The 20,231-nt window shown below is 39.3% G+C and carries 16 protein-coding genes; 9 read left to right on the top strand and 7 right to left on the bottom strand.

The genetic code is table 11. The annotated features are described in order from the left end of the window. Positions 1-18 precede the first annotated feature (18 nt). The 5 genes from lpxL to RM552_RS01835 form a co-directional block, all read right to left on the bottom strand. Positions 19-969 (bottom strand): LpxL/LpxP family Kdo(2)-lipid IV(A) lauroyl/palmitoleoyl acyltransferase, encoded by a 951-nt coding sequence (lpxL, locus tag RM552_RS01855; RefSeq protein ID WP_311367094.1) that lies wholly within the window; start codon positions 967-969, stop codon positions 19-21. Positions 970-1,100: 131 nt separating this feature from the next. Continuing rightward, complete coding sequence (locus RM552_RS01850; RefSeq protein WP_311367093.1) at positions 1,101-1,358, bottom strand: DUF3081 domain-containing protein; 258 nt, start codon at positions 1,356-1,358, stop codon at positions 1,101-1,103. 141 nt (positions 1,359-1,499) lie between these two features. Next, positions 1,500-2,090 (bottom strand): outer membrane beta-barrel protein, encoded by a 591-nt coding sequence (locus tag RM552_RS01845; RefSeq protein WP_311367092.1) that lies wholly within the window; start codon positions 2,088-2,090, stop codon positions 1,500-1,502. A gap of 149 nt (positions 2,091-2,239) precedes the next feature. Next, positions 2,240-3,460: a hypothetical protein gene (locus RM552_RS01840; RefSeq protein WP_311367091.1), complete on the bottom strand. Its 1,221-nt coding sequence runs from the start codon at positions 3,458-3,460 to the stop codon at positions 2,240-2,242. Positions 3,461-3,504: 44 nt separating this feature from the next. Then, entirely contained in the window at positions 3,505-4,302 is a 798-nt protein-coding gene (locus RM552_RS01835; RefSeq protein ID WP_311367090.1) for an outer membrane lipoprotein-sorting protein, read from the bottom strand. Positions 4,303-4,505: 203 nt separating this feature from the next. Between RM552_RS01835 and RM552_RS01830 the strand changes: the two genes are divergently transcribed. Further along, positions 4,506-6,755 (top strand): acyl-CoA dehydrogenase, encoded by a 2,250-nt coding sequence (locus RM552_RS01830; RefSeq protein ID WP_311367089.1) that lies wholly within the window; start codon positions 4,506-4,508, stop codon positions 6,753-6,755. Between the two features lie 190 nt (positions 6,756-6,945). Beyond that, positions 6,946-7,530 (top strand): thymidine kinase, encoded by a 585-nt coding sequence (locus RM552_RS01825; RefSeq protein WP_311367088.1) that lies wholly within the window; start codon positions 6,946-6,948, stop codon positions 7,528-7,530. A gap of 19 nt (positions 7,531-7,549) precedes the next feature. Here the strand turns inward: RM552_RS01825 and RM552_RS01820 are convergent, their stop codons facing one another. After that, positions 7,550-8,545: a GGDEF domain-containing protein gene (locus RM552_RS01820; RefSeq protein WP_311367087.1), complete on the bottom strand. Its 996-nt coding sequence runs from the start codon at positions 8,543-8,545 to the stop codon at positions 7,550-7,552. Between the two features lie 308 nt (positions 8,546-8,853). Here RM552_RS01820 and RM552_RS01815 point away from each other — a divergent pair, with 308 nt between their 5' ends. The 7 genes from RM552_RS01815 to RM552_RS01785 all read left to right on the top strand — a co-directional run bounded on the left by RM552_RS01815 (position 8,854) and on the right by RM552_RS01785 (position 18,403). After that, positions 8,854-10,074, top strand: a complete 1,221-nt coding sequence (locus RM552_RS01815) for an acyl-CoA dehydrogenase family protein (protein WP_311367086.1) — start codon at positions 8,854-8,856, stop codon at positions 10,072-10,074. 18 nt (positions 10,075-10,092) lie between these two features. Further along, a complete protein-coding gene (locus RM552_RS01810) occupies positions 10,093-11,175 on the top strand; it encodes a phosphotransferase family protein (RefSeq protein ID WP_311367085.1) in 1,083 nt (360 codons plus the stop codon). A gap of 29 nt (positions 11,176-11,204) precedes the next feature. After that, positions 11,205-11,951, top strand: coding sequence for an SDR family oxidoreductase (locus tag RM552_RS01805; protein ID WP_311367084.1), 747 nt, complete (start codon positions 11,205-11,207; stop codon positions 11,949-11,951). 19 nt (positions 11,952-11,970) lie between these two features. Then, the gene (locus RM552_RS01800; protein WP_311367083.1) at positions 11,971-12,837 is read left to right on the top strand and encodes a bile acid:sodium symporter family protein; all 867 of its coding nucleotides are present in this window, start codon (positions 11,971-11,973) and stop codon (positions 12,835-12,837) included. Positions 12,838-12,913: 76 nt separating this feature from the next. After that, positions 12,914-14,599 carry a serine hydrolase gene (locus RM552_RS01795; RefSeq protein WP_311367082.1) on the top strand — a complete coding sequence of 562 codons (1,686 nt, stop codon included), beginning with the start codon at positions 12,914-12,916 and terminating at the stop codon, positions 14,597-14,599. Between the two features lie 64 nt (positions 14,600-14,663). Next, positions 14,664-17,129 (top strand): PHP domain-containing protein, encoded by a 2,466-nt coding sequence (locus RM552_RS01790; protein WP_311367081.1) that lies wholly within the window; start codon positions 14,664-14,666, stop codon positions 17,127-17,129. Between the two features lie 8 nt (positions 17,130-17,137). Continuing rightward, positions 17,138-18,403 (top strand): ligand-binding sensor domain-containing protein, encoded by a 1,266-nt coding sequence (locus tag RM552_RS01785; protein ID WP_311367080.1) that lies wholly within the window; start codon positions 17,138-17,140, stop codon positions 18,401-18,403. A gap of 24 nt (positions 18,404-18,427) precedes the next feature. On the opposite strand, the gene RM552_RS01780 is transcribed toward RM552_RS01785, so the two are convergent. Next, positions 18,428-20,182, bottom strand: a complete 1,755-nt coding sequence (locus RM552_RS01780; protein ID WP_311367079.1) for a monovalent cation:proton antiporter-2 (CPA2) family protein — start codon at positions 20,180-20,182, stop codon at positions 18,428-18,430. Between the last annotated feature and the right edge of the window lie 49 nt (positions 20,183-20,231).

Here is a 20,231-nt window from a genome sequence, read left to right as displayed (position 1 = left end):
ATTGGACGTAATATAAGATTACTTATACAGAGATTCAGGCGCATTGGCGGGTCTAGATTTAAAACGTTTATGCATCCACAAATAGCTTTCAGGTTGTTCTTCTACAAGCGTCAATAACTCTTCGTTTAGCCTGGTTAACGCTTCTTCAGCATTCTCAGGATCACCTAAATAATCTAATGCGGAGGTAAACTTAATTTTATAACCGCTGCTAGTATATTGTGGTGTCAACAAATAAGGGACAGCATTTGTGCGGCTAGCAAACATTAAAGTACCAGTGGTAGTGGCTGTTTGTTCAACACCACCAAAGGGCACAAAAATCGACTGTTTGGCACCATAATCTTGGTCTGGCATATAAATACATAACTCACCTTGATCCATGGCTTGAATAAACGCCTTTGAATTTCGCTTGTGCACCATATACTTATTAGAACGATTTCTACCGTGGTATTGCAGATAATCCATCAATGGATTGTTGTGTTTACGATAAAAGGCAATAATTTGGTGGGTATAACCAATACCACGGCACGCAAACTCCAAATTGACATTATGTAAAGCGAGACCAAAAATGCCTCTACCACTATCCAGTACCTTTTGTACGTCCTCAAAGCCCTCTACATGAAAGTGTTTTTTGACTCTCCATTCTGGCCACCACCAACCCATTCCGGTTTCAAACAAAGCCATACCAGTACGATCTAAATTGGCCTTAAACACCTTGTTTACTTTTTCTTCAGACCACTTAGGAAAACAAAGCGCTATATTTTGTCTGGCAATGTCAACTCGCTTTGGAGCAATCAACTTAATCAACTGACCAAACCCTTTACCGAGTATACGTATACATGGAAATGGCAGCCATAAAAGCAAATACAACACAGCAGCACCTAGCCATATAAGCCAATATTGGGGCAATATAAACTGCCATTGGAAAGCAGGAGCATCGACTGATTTAATTGAATCTGAATTTGCTGACAAAGCAGGTCCCTTAATTTGAATAAGGCACTTAGTTTACCTTAGGCGTGTTTTAGACAAAAGCCTTTGCAGATTTTTTGTTGTGTTGAGATTTTTAATGCCATAAACCAAGTACTGTTAAGCGAGTACAAGGCTTAGTATTGATTAACAATATTTTTTAACTTTTTTTCAAATGCTTCATAGTGAGAGGCGGACTCGTAGTCAAAGTGATACTGATTGTGAAACCCAAAGCTGAGTTTGACTAATGCATCTTCTATAAATAACGTGTATCCGTCAAAATCTGTATAAGCTTTTACGCCCTCTAAGATATGTGCTTCGCCGTCTTTATCACCATTTTGTCGAACTTTTTCAAACACACTTAGTAAAAACCTACTATCTAACTCATTTTTCATCAGTCTAAACCGTTTTAACTTGTTCTCTTTTTATAAGAAAGGCCTTAATAAAAGATCAAAAGGCCTCGCCAAACTGAATCAAGCATTTAATAATTGCAGGATAAACTCTAGCAAGAAAATTTCAATAAAACGTCGGTGACATCAAAAATTTAAGCGGAAGCCAATATAAACAGCTTGCGCACTGTAATCATTTTCGCCTTCGATATGTTCAATTTCTATTCGTAATAAGGTGGAATGATGAATATAGAAATCGAAACCTAGACCAATAACACCAGCGATTGAACTATCTCTTTGTTGGCAAATTAAATTAGCACTTTGATCTGCCAATAAAGTCCCCAAACATTCTTCATCATTACTAATGTCGACAAATGTGCTGTCTAGTCGGAGTAAACCAATACGATAGAATAACTCACCATGCCTGCTGGAGGCTCGACCTAGCGCCGACACTGAAAGTGAGTTTATCTCTTGACTCCCTTCTAATGACTCCGAAACATTAAAGTTACCGCTGTTATCTACAAGTAATTGAAAACCTGTTTCAAAAGCCCACTGGGCATTTAGCTCATAACCAATGTTTAGTTTGTAACTGAAACCGTCAAAATTTTCTTGTACGTATTCATTATCAGCATAACCTAGTGCTGAAACGGCATAAAATGTCCCATCTTTTGTCGCTGCATGGGCACAAAATGACATGCTTATCAAAATAACAATAAACAACTTGAAGGTAGTACGCATATTCATGTTTCCTAAGGCCTAGAATGATTAGGCTCGGCTATAATTAATATCAGTTCAACTAATCAATTCAAAAGTAGCAAGAAACAAGCCAAATCGAGCATAAAAAAAGAGCCCATTGGCTCTTTTATAAAAGTCTTAATAATTGGTGACTAAAAATAGTACTCAATATTTAAGCTGATATGATCGTCTCGCCGAATGGTATAAGTGGGGTCTTGAGGAATGTCACTGGAAAAGAAATATCCATTTATCTCTAAGCGCCAGTTCTGATTTAGACGAGTAGAACCCTCAATGGTGGCTGAATAGGTACCCGAATTATCGAGATCTTTAACATAGCCCAATAAAATTTCAGAACCAGCAAAATCGTTGAGTTGCAAACGAGCACCTATCATTAAGTCGTTTTGTCCCCAAATAAAGGCTTGTTCCTCGCGCTCATCATACTGATGTTCCATTAACAAACCCAGGTCATAGCCGGTGTCATAAAAATCAACGACAGTATATTCTAAGCCAGCAACATATGCTGAGAATTCATCATTTAAAGACTTGCCTCTGAGTGCTTCGAGCTTTAATAGCAAAGAGTCCATAACATACAACGCGTCAATACTCACTTGCTGCAATTGATTGTATTGAGGTGCCAAGGCGGCCAATAAATTATTTTCATCAACGGCAAAGGTCACCTCTGGCAGGCGGTTTGTGCCGTCAAAATACGATAATCCAAAGTCCAAATTGCCTATACTTTGTTGCCATCTAACTGCAAAGTCAACGTTACTTTCTTCGTCTTCTGATTCGTATTGAGCAAAGTCATTGTCTAAAGGTAGTTGTCCGCGTAACCGGCCCTCTATCCCTGGGAAAGTTCGTTCTCTAAAATAGGGTAAAACATAAAAACTAATCGCACCGGAATCTAGTAAATACCTTAGGTCTAGCATGGGTTGACCCAGCTTGTCCTCAGAATCTATTGATTCTATAAAATCAGTTTGGTTAATAATATCGACTAAATGTAATGACTCTGTCTGCCCCCAAAATACACGCCCAATGCCCGCCCTAACTTCCCAGTTATCAAAAAAATAGGAAACCAACAATTCTCTAATATCTACGTGACTACGTTCTTCGTCGCGCTGATCTATGCGCGCAAAAGGGGTAAATGTAATGTATGCATCGCCTAATTGAGTTTCAAATTGAGGGGCAATAGCAATTGAAGCTTGACTGTTCGCTTGCCCAGGAAACAAGCTATCTTCTATGAAGACTCTTTGTTCTATTGCTACTTGGCCATCAATTTGAATGTCTGCAAGTGCATTATTTGATAAACATAAAACCAGAAATAAAGCAGTTGCCAATAGACGTCTAAAGTTTAAAAGTTCGCTTTTTGTTTTCACGTAATCATCCCTTTTTAAAAATGTTACAAAACTAACTGATTTCATTAACGTAAACGCGCTAAGGCATTTTTATTAAAGTCAGAGTCATCCAAACCCGTTTGGAAGTTTATGTCACTCGTTAGCAGTGTTGTGCTTTTACCCGTTTGCATATTATCCATGTCAACCCGCATTGCACGCCAATATCTATCTAGATATTGGACATAGTCACTGGCTTGCATTATTTTTAACAAAGCCTTTTTACGATCATAAAACTCGATTTTTTGCACTCTAAAGTGCTCTTTGTCTATCCAAACCAATTGTGAACTGTAACCTGAATATTTATCAGTCGGAATTTGTTCTACAACATAACATTCCACGTCATCTATGGTTTCATCTTTGATGTATGCAAACGTAAATTTTTCTATTTCAAACGATGTCATGTCTTCAAAAGCAAATTCACTGCCCATGAAAGGACTAGACTTGTTTCGAGTCGAAATACGCTTTGTTCTTTTTAACGCTGGCATGTAAATCCATTGATCGTCAGGACCTGATACTTTAGAAAAGCTTAAAAAAGCGGTACCAGACACGTCTCTGGGTTGATCAAAAATAGTCAGCGCTTTGTCACCATCATCTTCGATTTCCAGCGTTTTTATTCTAATCTCACGCACCGATTCGTCACCACTTGGATTACGCAGTATCATCTCTAGAGATGCCGTAGTGTCAATCCACCCGGTGTCCCTCTTTTTCACTTCCTTTGCTATTTGCAATCCTTTTTCAGGATCTTTTGCCACACTCTGATTGATACTCATGAAGCCCAGTAATATGAAAAAAAGCATGAACATTCGTTTTTGTAAACTTGGCATAAGTCATCCTGTTGATGATTTTTATAATTAGCTTTAACGGCAGATTTATCAGGAAGTTAAATCAGAAAAGCGTACTCAAGAACCTCTATTTGTAAGCTCAAATATACACGTCAAGTGTAGCATTAATAGAAAAGAATTTTGACCTTTTACTCATATTATGTTTTTATACTCGCCCAACTGGTCAGATGAGCGGATAAGTTAATATGAGTTTAAGAACCAATCTACGAAAAATGTTACCTCCAATTTCAGTAACAGAACAGGAAGCATTAGACGCCGGAGACGTATGGATCGAATCTTCAATTTATCAGGGTAAGCCGGATATGGCAGCCCTTCGTCAGTTACCTCATGCAAGGCTAAGCGCTGATGAGCAAGCGTTTTTGGACGGCCCTGTAAAACAGTTGATCAAAATGATCGACGATTTCGAATTGCAAAACAGCAAGCATATTCCAGACGAAATATTGTCTTTTTTGGGCAAAGAAAAATTCTTCGCCATGATCATCCCCAAGAAATTTGGCGGATTAGAATTTAGCCCTTACGCTAATTCAACTGTGGTGACAACTATTGCGACTAAAAGCGGCGCAATAGCAGTAACAGTGATGGTACCCAACTCGCTTGGACCAGGCGAGCTATTAATGCATTACGGTACAGAACAACAACAAAACTACTGGTTACCAAAGCTATCGGTTGGCCAAGACATTCCTTGTTTTGCCCTTACCAGTCCAGAAGCTGGTTCAGATGCAGGCGCTATTCCTGATGCAGCCATTGTCACAAAAGGCACTTGGGAAGGTGAAGAAGTAATCGGCTTAAAAGTAAGCTGGGATAAACGTTATATTACGCTTGCACCCATCGCTACTGTGCTAGGTCTTGCTTTCAAAGTATTTGATCCTGACCAACTATTAGGCGACGAATTAGAACTGGGTATTACCTGCGCATTACTTCCAAAGTCACATCCTGGGGTAGAGCTTGGTAATCGCCACGACCCAATGGGTGTGCGTTTTTATAATGGCACTACTAGGGGCAGTGATGTATTCATTCCCATGGACTTCATTATTGGCGGACAGAAAAACATTGGTAAAGGCTGGCAAATGTTAGTGAGCTGCTTAGGTGCAGGAAGAGGCATTTCTCTACCTGCAATGGGTGTTGCAACGGCCCAATCTGCTTTTAAATCCACCGCAGAATATTCATTTGTGAGAGAACAATTTGGTGTGCCTATTGGCAGATTTGAAGGCATCCAAGATAAACTTGCCGATATTGCAGGCAAAACTTTCTTACTAGAATCTATGCGAGTTTTAACAACTGAAGGTCTCGGCGAAGGTTTAAAACCATCTGTTGTTACCGCGATTGCTAAATACCATATGACTGAGTTAGGCCGTGATGTGCTCAACTCAGCAATGGATGTGCAAGCTGGTAAAGCAATTCAGCGAGGCCCTCAAAATACATTAGCAAATGGTTATTCCGCATTGCCCATTGCAATCACGGTGGAAGGTGCCAATATTTTAACACGTAACTTGATGATTTTTGGTCAAGGTGCCATGCGTTGCCACCCACATTTAAAAGATATGGTTGATTTGATCCATTCAAATGATAAGAGCGCTGATAGTCAATTTAATAAGGTGCTTGGTAAAACCGTGAGCTTCAGTGTTAAAAACGCCTTTAGAAGCACTGTCAAAAGCTACTTACCATTTATGCGCAATAGTGACAGTAGTTTTTCTGAAGTCAGAAAATATGAAAAGCGTATTAATGCTCTTTCAGCAAAACTGGCTCCGTTAGCTGATCTTTCATTGTTAGTATTAGGCGGTGACCTTAAAAAAGCTGAGTTGTTGTCAGCACGTTTAGGAGATGTCATTAGTTATGTCTATGCAGGCATGGCGGCAATTCGATATTACGAACAGAAAGTACAGGACCGTCATCTAGCGTTACCCTATTTTGAGTATGCGATGGAGTGGTCATTACAGCAAGGTGAAAAAGCGATTGTAGACTTTGTCAATAATTTCCCTAACGCCCCAACTAGAATATTGATGAGGGCATTAACCGCAACTTATACCAGATCAGTCAGTGGTATTAGTGATGATTTAATTCGTACCTTGTCGACTGCAGCGTTGCAAGATACCAGTATAAAAGATCAAATTACTAGTGCGGTTGTAGTTGTACCGGGTGACGGAAACCATATTAACGAACAGGCGTTTAAAGCAAAACATGCGGCTATGCCGTTATTGGGTAAAGTGCAAAAGGCCCTTAGAAAAGCCCCTGTTGTTCCTTTTATTTCGTTTGAACATGCCGTCAATACACTGCACGAGAAGAATGAATTGAATAAGGAAGAACGTGATATTTTATTGGCCTACAATGAAAAGCGCATGTTGTCGGTAAGAGTGGATGAATTTAATTTCGATTTAGAATTAATTCTCGAAACTGACGACCTTAGTGATAAGCAACAGGCAGCAAATGCAGCATAAAAACTGCTGCTTAAGTAAGTTTATGGCGTAAGTATTTGAAACACATTTACGCACAAAGCGATAGGTACTTGCCTATCGCTTTTTTTATGTTTGTTTAATTATGCCAAAGCCTTGAGGCTACAATAATAAACTTGCTATCATCCAAACAATAAAGTATTTCGATTTAACCATTCACAATAAGAAAAATTTAATGGCACAACTCTATTTCTACTATTCTGCAATGAACGCGGGTAAATCAACCTCATTATTACAGTCTGCATACAACTACAAAGAAAGAGGCATGCAGGTAGCACTGTTTACTATTTCATTAGATAATCGCTTTGCTGATGGTAAAATTGCTTCTCGCATTGGTCTGCAATCTGATGCAGATTTATTTGACCAAAATACTGATTTTTTCGCAACAGTGCATAGTTTGCACACTAAAGAGAAGTTAAGTTGCGTGTTTATAGACGAAGCGCAATTTTTAAACAAAGCGCAGGTTAAGCAGTGTCTACAAATAGTCGACCAGTTAGATATTCCAGTGCTCGCTTATGGACTGCGAACAGATTTCAAAGGAGAAACGTTTTCAGGCAGTCACTATCTATTAGCGTGGGCAGATAAACTGAATGAATTAAAAACAATTTGTCATTGCGGAAGAAAAGCGAACTTTGTTGCTAAAGTCGACGAAAATGGCGCTATTACTCAAGAAGGTGCTCAAGTTGAGATTGGTGGCAACGAGAAATATGTGTCTTTATGTCGTCGCCATTATTGTGAATTAACACAGTTTTTTGATTAAGTGCGACACTTCAAAATCATTAACTTACCACTTGGTTTCTGCCATTTCGTTTAGCATCATATAGTTTTGCATCTGAACTTTTCATCCACAACTTCCAATCATATTCCGCTTTTACCGCAGCAACTCCGATACTCATCGTCACTTCTTGCTCTTTTAACAAAGGTAGTTCACTTACAATCGCTCTTATGGCGTCGGCAACCTTCCATGCATCTTTTGCTTTTGTATCTGTTAATAATAATAAAAATTCTTCACCGCCTATTCGAAACAAATAGTCGTTGTCACTGATCATATTTTGCAATTCTGTTGCTAAGTTTTTTAGCACCTTATCTCCAGTATCATGCCCATAAGTGTCATTAATGGTTTTGAAATGATCGATATCAATTAAACAAATGGCAGAAGGCGTCTTATTCTGTTTAAAATCCAAAATAGCCCTATTTAAGTGTTCATCAAGTTTTGAGCGATTAAGTAGACCAGTCAACACATCAGTGTTTGCTTGTTTTACCAGTTCCACTTGGGTCTTAGTAATTTCTCGCATCGAGATAAAGATAAAGATATTAATGCCCATCAAGACTATGCAAAAGCGAAGCGCCAAATCTTGCGGTAAATAAATCAGCGCAGCGCTTAATACTGCGAGTGAAAAAACGAGATTAGTCCATTTTGCATATGCGAACGGCAATATGTAGTAAATCCCGAAAACACACAAGTATGACCAAAATGAGCCTATTTCTTTCAGTGATACAATCGCCGTTACCGACGCCAATGCTAATGCAGGTGCAATACCAAAAAGGTTTAAGTGAAGGGAATATTTTCCTCGATAAGTTAACAATACATTTAATGCAAACAAACCAGCAACTAAAAGCGCAGTTACCCCACCAGCATATCTGTCTTGAATGAAATTATTAACACCAAAAGGCACCATGATTAAGCATGCAACTGAGGATATCCCAAATGCTGTTCTGGTTAAAAAGTTAGCCTTACCTAAGCTCGACGCTGTATTTTTTAAAAAACTGATCATCTGTATAAAATTAGCTAAACATTGCTCTAATTATTTGTATGTCTTCACGACTAAACCCAAATATTTGGAGCAATTTTTAGACCTAAACTTACATCCTTTCTTGTGAATTAATGACTGATACGAGCAAGCAACGCAATAAATAAACTAACACAGATAAATTCCGTTTGGCTACACATAGCTATAACTTATTGCTAAGCAGATAGAACATTATTCAAACTTATATGTAGCGCTTAATAAAAGGAATTAGCATATGCTTTGTTATTAGCATAGGCTATTGTATAAAAATTGATAGAAAACGAGGTCGAAACATGGATTTTTCCAACAATGAAAAAACACGTGATTACATTCAACGTCTACGCGGGTTTATGAACGAACATGTATATCCTGTTGAAGATTCAGTATACGCCGAAATTCATGCTGCTAATCCCGACGGAAATTGGCGCAATTGGACCGTTCACCCAACAATCGAAAAGCTAAAAGGGTTGGCAAAAGAGCAAGGCTTATGGAATATGTTTCTACCTGATGAGCAACTTGGACAAGGTCTTAGTTGTTTAGAATATGCACCATTAGCGGAAGAAACAGGAAAAGTACTGTTTGCACCGGAGATTTTTAATTGTAATGCCCCTGACACAGGCAACATGGAAGTACTCTATCATTTTGGAAATGAATACCAAAAAGATAAATGGTTAACCCCCTTGTTAGCAGGCGAAATTCGTTCGGTGTTTGGTATGACGGAGCCCGATGTTGCTTCCTCAGATGCCACCAATATGGCCGCCACTATTGAAGATAAAGGCGATGATTTGTTGCTTAATGGCAAAAAATGGTGGACTACAGGTTTAGGGCATCCCAACGCTCGCATTATGATATTTATGGGTCTATCTAATCCAGAAAATGACAAACACTCACAACATTCGATGGTGCTGGTGCCTCTAGATACTCCCGGTATCGAGATCAAAAGAATGTTAAGTGCTTACGGCGATTATGATGCCCCATTTGGACATGGCGAAATACACTTAAATAACGTCCGTGTATCTAAAGACAATTTGTTGGTTGGCTTAGGTAAGGGATTTGCTATCGCTCAAGGACGCCTTGGGCCGGGTCGCATACATCATTGCATGCGAGCAATTGGCGCCGCAGAAAAAGCCCTAGAGTTAGCAATAAAAAGAGGATTGTCACGGGTTGCTTTTGGTCGCCCGTTAATAGAATTGGGTGGAAACAAAGAACGCATAGCAAAGGCGCGCATGTTAATAGAACAAAGCCGTTTATTAACGCTTCAAGCCGCGTGGAAAATCGATCATTTAGGGGTAAAAAATGCAATGGTTGATATTTCTGCAATAAAGGTTGTTGTGCCAAACATGATGCAAGAAGTCGTAGATATGGCGCTACAAATATTTGGCGGAGGTGGCATGTGTAACGACTATCCAATTGCAAAATTTGCTGCAGGAGCGCGTGCATTGCGACTAGCGGACGGGCCAGATGAAGTACACATGGCGATGGTCTCAAGACTTGAACTGAAAAAATATAGATAATTTGGTTAAACATAGCCTATGACAAATAAAATAATAGACACAGCCGGTGCCGTTAGGGAAGGTGAAGATTTAGCCATTGAGCCTTTGATGGACTGGTTGCAAGAAAATATAGCCAAAGTTGACGGTAGCTCGTTTGAGGGAGATATGAAGGTCACTCAATACTCGGGAGGGGCTTCAAACTGGACATATTGCCTGAGTTTTGATAATCGAGAACTTATTTTACGTCGCCCTCCGGCAGGCACAAAAGCAAAAGGTGCACACGACATGGGCAGAGAGTATCGGCTCCAGGATTCTCTAAAGCCGGTATTTGATAAAGTGCCTAGCATGCTTGGTTACACTGATGACGAAAATATCATTGGTGCAGAATTTTATGTGATGGAAAAAATAAACGGTATTATTCCTAGAAAACACTTTCCGAGGGGAGTACAACTAACTCCCGAACAAGCGAGCAAACTCTGTAAAACTGCACTTGATGAACTAATATCATTGCATAGAGTTGATTACCAAAGCGCCAATTTGAGTCATATCGGTAAAGGCGCAGGATATGCTGAGCGTCAAATTTCAGGATGGATAAATAGATATTCCAAAGCAAAAACATGGAATGTCCCAAGTGCGAAAAAAGTCATGCATTGGCTAGAAAAAAACTTACCGAGTAAAGAAACTATTTGCATCACTCATAATGATTACCGATTCGATAATTTAGTCTTAGATGCTAACGACCCTACTCGTATATTAGGTGTGTTAGATTGGGAACTCGCCACGCTTGGCGACCCTTTAATGGATTTAGGTAATAGCCTTGCTTATTGGGTTCAAGCTGATGATGACTTTGTTGCCCGCAGCACACAGCGTCAACCGACCGATATTCCGGGCATGATGACGCGTCAAGAAGTGATAGATTATTATTGCCAACAACAAGCGCTAGAGCCAAAAGAATTCGCTTTTTATGAAGTATATGGTTTGTTTAGACTCGCGGGTATCGTACAACAAATTTATTACCGTTATCACCATAAACAAACTAGAAATAAAGCATATAAAAACCTTTGGTTTTTTGTGCATTACATGCTGTATCGCTGTAACAAAATTATTAAGCGATATAATTAATAAGTTGAACTGTTCAATGAGGGATATTCATGCGTAATAATATATTGATCACTGGCGCTAGTTCCGGACTGGGTAAAGGGATGGCGATTGAGTATGCCAAAATGGGCCGAAACTTGGCCTTATGTGCTCGCAGAGTTGAACGCCTTGAAGAATTAAAAACCGAATTATTAAAAATTAACCCCAATATAACCGTGATATGCAAATCGCTTGATGTCAACGACCATGATGCTGTGTTTAAAGTCTTTGGGGAATTCAAACAAGAATTAGGGCAGTTAGACCGCGTAGTTGTTAATGCAGGTATGGGGAAAGGTGCATCAATCGGTACCGGTTATTTTCATGCCAATAAGCAAACGGCTATTACCAATTTTGTATCTGCAATCGCCCAATGCGAAGCGGCAGTTGAGATTTTTCGCGAGCAAAATTTTGGCCATTTAGTCACCATTTCATCCATTAGTGCAGTGAGAGGTTTTAGACGGGCTATGACGGTTTATGCTGCTACAAAAGCTGGGCTGTCTTCGTTGAGCGAAGGTATGCGAATAGACTTAGCACGCACGCCAATTAAAGTAAGTACTATCCATCCTGGTTTTATACGCAGTGAAATTAACGAAAAGGTGAAAACGGCACCGTTTATGGTAGACACCGAAACAGGATGCAAAGCAATCGTGAAAGCAAGCGAAAAAGAAGGAGCGAACACTTTTGTACCAGCTTGGCCATGGAGTATCATGCAACTCTTATTGCGAATAGCACCGCAATCTATGCTCGCTAAAATGAGCTAAGGATTGATGACATAATTTAATGGAAGCTTCCTTCTTCACCACGATCTTATTACCTTTAGTACTAGCCACTATCATGTTCGGCATGGGGATAAGTTTGCGTTTAGAAGACTTTTCACGCTTAGCTAAAATTCCGAAGCCTATATTTGTCGGGCTGTTAGGGCAAATGATTTTATTACCATTGCTCGCCTTTTCTATTTCGGTTTTATTCAACGTACCGGAACACATCGCAATAGGCTTGATGATATTAGCAGCATGCCCGGGCGGCACGTCATCCAATTTATTTACCCATATCGCAAAAGCAAATCTTGCGCTGTCTATATCTTTAACAGCAATTACCACCATTATATGCGTCTTTACGACACCCCTTTTAATTGCGTTTTCTATTGATTATTTTGCTGAACACAAACCCGCGCAATTTTCATTATTAATGACTTCTTTAAGTCTTATTGCAATAACATTGGTGCCAGTGACAATAGGCATGTTTGTAAAAAACAAATTCCCCCATTTTGCCGAAAAAGCTGAGCCTATATTTCGTCACCTGTCGGTTATTTTTATGGTGGTAGTTATCGTTAAAATTTGTTTTGATGAATGGGATAAACTTGTTGCTGCATTTCCTGATATGTATATATTGACTGTTAGCTTAAATTTAATAGCCACCACTTTAGGTGTGTTTTTGGCAAAGTTGTTTCTGCTCAATCATAAAGATGGCGCTACACTTGGCATAGAAATAGGGACTCAAAACGGCACGCTCGCCATATTAATTTCTATTAGTCTTATACAAGTACCTGAATACGCGCTAGTTGCAGGCGCTTATGGAATCGCAATGTATTTAGGCGCAACTCTCTTAGTTCTTTATGCTAAATCAAATAAAATCAGCCAATCCTAATACAAGCAATACAAATTTGATTTCAGCGTAATATTTTAGCAAACTCCATACTAATCCAAATAAAATATGAGTTCTCATGCGCACTATCCATCAAACCTTGTTTGCTTTGAGCCTGGTAATCACTTCAATGGCGAATGCTAGTCATGCGCTAGATACAAGCACGCAAGCGGTCAAAGCAGAACCAAACGGCCCTTTGTATGTTGCATCAACCGCTGAGAGTACTAAGGGTGACTTGATACTCAACAATACGCTTTTAGTTGATACCATTGAAAGAGCCTTGAATGAGTTTAATACACCAGGTATGGCTGTGAGCGTTGTCTATCAGGGTGAAAGCTTATTAATAAACGGTTTTGGTAAAGCCAATATAAATAAGAATATCGATGCTACAGCTGATACCTATTTTCGTTTAGCATCGGTGAGTAAAGCTTTTACAAGTGCTGCTCTCGCAATATTAGTGGATCAAGGCAAGTTATCTTGGGATGATAAGGTCATACAGCATTTACCTAACTTTACAATGCATGATCCCTATGTCACACGTGAATTTACTGTAACCGATTTATTAACTCATCGAAGCGGCTTAGTTAGTGGCGCTGGCGATAGTATGATCTGGCCTGAACCCTCCGGATTTAGCCGAGATGAAGTCATACATAACTTACGTTATCTCAAACCAGAATATAGTTTTAGGGCTCGTTACGCATATAGTAATGTCTTGTATATCACCGCAGGTGAGTTGGTTGCTAAATTAAGTGGCCAAAGCTTTGATGACTTTGTCAACGAACATATTTTTACTGCCCTAGAAATGCCTTGCTTCGCTGGCGATATGCCAAGCACAGCAGTCAAAAATTCTGCTATGGCATATGGACACAGCGACGAACGTGGCATATATCCAGTGACTAGGAACAATATCAGCGAAACAGGGCTAATGTCGGCCGCTGCAGGCGGCATGGTATGCAATGCAAAAGGCATGAGCAAATGGTTGCATGCACTACTTTCACAAGAAAATTTACCTTTTTCGAAGCAACAATTAAACAAAATGCTCAGCCCAGAAACCATTTTGGGTATATCTTCTATTGAAAAAGAGTGGGATAACACTCAGTTTAAAAGCTATGGTTTGGGATGGCGTTTATCTAACCTTGGGCACTTAAAAATGGTGTCACACACCGGCACCTTATCGGGTTATCAAGCCTACATAGCGTTGTTGCCTGAACTTGAGTTTGGCGTTGCTATTTTAAACAATGGTTCAAACTCCGCAGCAAGAGGTGCTGTCATGCAAACCCTAATTAAGGGATTATTGGAATACAAAGAAATTGACATTAGACACGCTCAGGCTCAAATAGAACAAAGCTCTTCTGACTGGGTAGATAATTACATCGAATATTTAAATGAAAGAGAACAGCGTTATCTAACAAACTATGTGTCTCCCAAGGCAATTAGTGATATGAGCATAGCTAACGAAACCATCGTAGGCGAATATAGAGACAAGTGGTTTGGTAGTATGCACATTGTAAAAGAAAATGGCATATTACGGATTAGCTCGTCCAGAATGACAACTCTCAAAGGAACTGTATTGCCCTTCCAAGATTTTAGCTTTAAGGTAGAATGGGATAACAAAAATGCGGCTAGTGACGCATTTATTCATTTTACTGTGAATGTGAATAGAGAAGTAACTTCTGCACGCATGCATCCGTTTACAGTGGCAGAGCGCGTGAATCACGCCTACAAAGACATGGAATTTATCAAAGTTGTTAGCGAAGAAGAATAAAGTTGATCTAGAGCACAAAAAGAAAGTAAGACCTAAGAAAGGCCTGATTAGGCGATTTTGGAAATTGGCCTTTTTACTCGTTTTGTTAGCGCTAATTATCGATTTTTCACCACTTATAGCTGAAAAACCTGTGCTCGATGGAAATCAAGCACAACAAGCACGTGGCCAAGCAAAACAGCTCATTGATGGATTAGCTTCGTCCGCGGATACTATAGATTTGCGCTTTGCTGAGTCAGATATTTTGGCAATATCGGCAACCATGTCGCATATGTTTGATAACACCAATTTTGGCCTAGGTTATTCTCCTCAAAATATCACTATCGCAAGTTCCTCAAGTTTCGGACTTGGATTATTCAATATTTATTTAAATCTTTCGTGCCAAATTGGAATTGATTTTAGAGCAAGCCATATTAAAACCTGCCACATTGGCGACTTACCCTTACCTGGATTTTTGGTTGATGGAATTTTGTATTCGTCATTGTATTTAGTCTTTGACGGTGAAGTCGCAGACACTATCGACAACTTGATTACCAGCGCACAAATTGAGAATAGAGCAATTGTTATAGATGCAAGCAAAAGCATCGATTTTAGGAAACGGGTTAACGACACTTTAAGCGATGCTAGAAGTGTCGCTAAACTGGCCATACAAAACAACATTCCTGACCCTTCTATCATTCAAATTTATTTAGACGACTTGGCAAGACAGGGTGATAACGAAAATCTCTTTTGGTATATTCGCAATAGTATGCAGCTAGCAAGCTTGCGGTCGATTGATAACCCAGCGGTAATAGAAAATCAAGCTGCTTTATGGGCCTGGGCAATCAGTTTTGCGGGTGATCGTTTTGCTAGCCTTGCCGGGATTGATAAATATGAAACGAATAGAAAAGTTAAACTGAGAGACCGAAGAGATTTAGCATTACACTTCTTATTTTCGGCCATTATTGCGCAAATTAGTAATAACGAATTTAGTGCCAACGTTGGTGAGCTTAAAGAAATTTTGGACAGTGGGAAAGGCGGAAGTGGCTTTAGTTTTGCAGACTTAGTAGCCGATAACACCGGTATCGCTTTTTCGAGAACACTGACTGAAAACACCAGAAGCGCTTTGGCTGCGCAACAGTTATTAGCCAACATGTACGATGAAAGAAGTCTTATTCCGCATGTACATGACTTACCTGAAGGCTTAAGCGACAGTGAGTTTAAAATCCTTTTTTCAAGTGCCCAATCTGAAACATTTAAAGACTATGTTGCCTCGGTCGATGCGAGAATAAAACAATTACCCTTATATACCAATGCAGCAATTGATAATTCAAATAAACCAATGTCGTTAATTGATGAATTTCCTTATGGTAAATGGTTGACAATCGATACTCATATTCACAGTACTTATAGTGATGGTGAATATTCAATTGCGAATATTGCTGCAAAATCAAAACAATTTGGTTGTGATGCCATTGCTATCACTGACCATGGTGACAGTCCATATACCGGAGTATTTTCTAGTAAGTACTTTGACGATATAAAAAAAGCAAACGTCGATAATACTAATTTGACGGTAATACCGGGACTAGAATGGAATATCCCCCCTTTCAACGGCCGTGAACATGCTACCGTGCTATTGCCTAGGACAGCAAATACTGAAAATAATTATGCAGACTTTAAGTCAAAATATGATCACTTTAATGACTTTTCAAAAATGCTTATTTCACAAAAACCAGCGTTTGACTGGCTGAATAGCTTAGCCCGCAGTGCACCCGTTGCACCAGTGGTATTTTATAACCATCCTAGTCGAAAAGATTTACAAGTGAGTGAGAACAGCTTTGATTTTTTGAATTGGCAGTCCATGAGTAGTACCTTAATTGGCATGTCGGCGGCACCGGGTCATCAACGCCTATCAGGCGAAGACCGAGGTGCATATATTCAAAGACTTAGAACGCTACATGGTATGGATCCAACCGCTAGGGTCGGTGGTGAGTGGGATAAGTTACTTCAACAAGGGCTTAGGGTACTGTCTGCAAGGGCACCATCAGACTTCCATAATTTGAATATGGATTACTGGCCTTGTGAATATTCAAGTACACACGTTTATGCCAAATCAAATACACATAACGATATTCTTGAAGCCCTAACAAACGGCAAAACTTGGGCACAATTAGGACAATTTGTAGAGTATTTAGATTTTGGTATTTTGAGCAGGAATAAAAAATATAGCAGTGGACAAGTGCTGGCTGTGCGCCAAAGTCAAGAAATTGAAATAAGAATACTAATGAGATTAAAAGAGTTAGACTGGGATGGCTTTTCCACAAGGCTTGACGAACTTAATCTGGTGGTTGTTTCTGCTAATAATGTTGAATCAATCAATTTATTGCCTAACGCTAAACTGAACGGTAAAAAAATTGAACTAACGATGAATATGAATATTGGCCCCGATATAAAAGCAATAAGACTGGTAGGACGAAGTATACAACCGGGTTTACATCATTATAAAGTATTTACAAACCCGATTTTCGTCACTAACAATGTAATGGAGTAAAAAGTTAAATGAGAGTTCGACATTATTTAGTGATTCTATCCCTAATTACCATAACTGCTTGCAGCGAACCGGTAACAGTAGAGACCTCAGTGGCAGAACGTAGTCTTGAACAAAAAATAGGAACCACTTTTGAAAAAGTACAAGACAAACATTTTAAAGCGCCTAACTTTGAATATCTTGATTTAGCATTGACGAGCGATGGCGCCGCTATTTGGGGAGCAATGGGCATTGATGACAAAGGCCGATTTTATTTTGGTGTATCGACATACAGCAGTTATCATGACACCGCTTTTTTGTACCAATACAATCCAAAAACAAAGACCCTCCAAGCACAAAGCGATGTTATTTCACAGTTAAAACACAACCAAGTGTATCGCGATGGCATGTCACAAAATAAGCTACATAGTAAATTTTATCAGGCAAATGATGGGTATATTTATTTCACTAGCTTTGATGAAACCGGTGAAAGTGTAAGTAAAGGGATAACACCAATACATGGCGGTCATTTTTGGCGCAAAAAACCAAACAGTGAAAATTGGGAACATCTTCTAGCTACTAAAGAAGCATTGATAGCGCTTAATACTGATGGTCGATTTATTTATGCCCTAGGTTATTGGGGTCATGTACTTTACCAATATGATACCTTGAGTAAGCGCTTTAATAGAACCAATGTGGGTGCGTTTCCAGGACACATAAGCCGTAATATTTTGGTAAATTCCGACGGCAGCATATTTGTACCACAAGTTCAAAAAAATCCCGATAACAGCATTAATTCTTATTTAGTCGAATACGACAGCGAATTAAATATCACGGATAGGCATGAAATGGACCACTATATGTATGCTGGTAAACACAGTGATCATGGCATTACCTCATTTACCCAAATGAAAAACGGAGAAATTTATTTTGCTACTGGTACCGGAGCCCTGTATCACATACAAAAAATTGCGAATAACAAACATGATTTAGTTTTTGTTGATTTTATGAGTGATACCGCCGAACAAGGAAATTACATATCTAATTTATTTTCTATTGATGGCTATGGTTTTTTAGTCGGCTTATGGCAAAAACATAACACCAGAGTTCATCGTTGGTTTATTCATGAAGTTACAAGTGGTATCACAGTGTCGTATTCAGTCTCCGATAAAATAGGCGAACCTATTTTATATGGTAGCCACACAAAGGATAATAATGGCCATATGTATATGGTGGGTGTAGATGTGACGGACCGCTCTAAGCACTATCCTGTTATTATTAAAACAAATTATGAGTAGTTGTTGCCAAACAGTTACAATAGCTTAACTAGACTCGCTATCTTTCACAAATAATTGCTGGAGCTCTTCTCGCCCTTGCTTGATTGAGCTCAAGCGAGTTTCCATATTCATATCACTTTTTATTGCATCTTCAAGCATTTTAGCGTCATGTTCGGCGAAGATAACGGTCATTTTTTTAGCCTGACCATTTGAGTAGCCAATTGATTTAAGTACATGCTCACATGCTACTAGCCCACCATCGAACATTTCTCTCACAAAATCATCGAGCCCCAGCTTACCAATATCTTCGGCATGATTTCTATTTCTTGCTCTAGCAACTATATTCACTTTAGGATAATGCTGTTTGACTAACTTAATAATATTCAATGTTTGTTCGGGTTCATCAATTGCCACTAACAAAATTCTCGCGTCTGCTATGCCCGCTTTTTCTAACATATCTAAACGACTTGCATCGCCAAAAAATACTTTATTACCAAACTTTCTCACAAACTCTATATGTTCAGCATCTTTATCTAACGCCGTGAAAGGGATGCTATTTGCTGCCAACACCCTAGCGGTAATTTGGCCAAAGCGCCCAAAACCTGCAATGATCACTTGTGGTTGATGAGAAACAGATTCAGATTCGTATACTGCAGGACAGTTTTTAGTACTAAAAAATTGTGCATGCAATATGACCAGAGGCGAAGTGACCGCCATTGATATCCCTACAACCAAATTAACTTGAGCTGCTATGTCTGGCGTAAGGACTAGACTACTTAACGCTAGCGTCATTACCACAAAAGCAAACTCCCCTCCTTGCGATAACAATAAGCCAACGCGGCTTGCATCTTTTAAATTTTGCTTATTTAGCAACAAAATACTGCTGATAATGCCAGCCTTTATTAAGACTAATAATAAGCTCATTGATACAATGAAAATTGGCTTATCTATCAGCAAGCTTAAATTTAAATTCATACCAATAGCTATGAAAAACAAGCCAAGTAACAAACCCTTGAAAGGTTCTATCTCAACTTCTAGCTGATGTTTAAAACTACTATTTGCCAATAAAATACCAGCTAAAAATGCGCCCATGCCCATCGAAAGTCCCGCAGACGACATTGCTAGAGCGGTTACTAAAACCAGAAAAAGAGCAGCAGCTGTCATCACTTCACTACTGCCGTAATTAGCCACTATTCTAAGTACAGGGTTGACCAAAAACTTGCCGGCGATCAACACAGCAACAACTGCACCTAAACTAATATACCAAGCAACACCAGCGTCAGTTTCAAACGTTGAGAAAGAACCGACAATAAGCAATATAGGGATAACTGCCACATCCTGCATAAGCAACATTGAAAACCCCTGCTGCCCCGGAGGCGTATTTAGAATTCGTTGTTCATTCATTAATTGAATTGCAAATGCGGTAGACGACAAAGCTAACGCGAGGCCAATAGTGACGCTTGAAGCTATAGGTAAACCCAGTAAAAAATGCGATATTAGCGCTAATACCAGTGCTGTTACTAAGAGCTGCGAACCACCACTTACAATAATCTGATTACGCATACGCCATAGTGTAGATGGCTCCAATTCTAAGCCAATAACAAAGAGCAGAAGCACAACGCCAAGTTCAGAAAAATGCAGGATTGTTTCGATATCAGTGATTAAATTCAAACCCGATGGACCAATAAGGACACCTGCAACTAAATAGCCTAAAATAGCGCCTAGTTTGAATTTTTTAAATAATGGAACAGCTATCAGAGTAGCGCCTAAAAATATGGCGACTGAAGGTAAAAGGGTCATGTTAGCTACACTTAAATTTGGCTAGTACAAATAAAGTGTAGCTCATATC

The sequence above is a fragment of the Glaciecola petra genome (genome assembly GCF_031846345.1).
Classification (GTDB): Bacteria; Pseudomonadota; Gammaproteobacteria; order Enterobacterales; family Alteromonadaceae; genus Glaciecola; species Glaciecola petra.
This window is presented reverse-complemented; position numbering and strand designations above follow the sequence as displayed.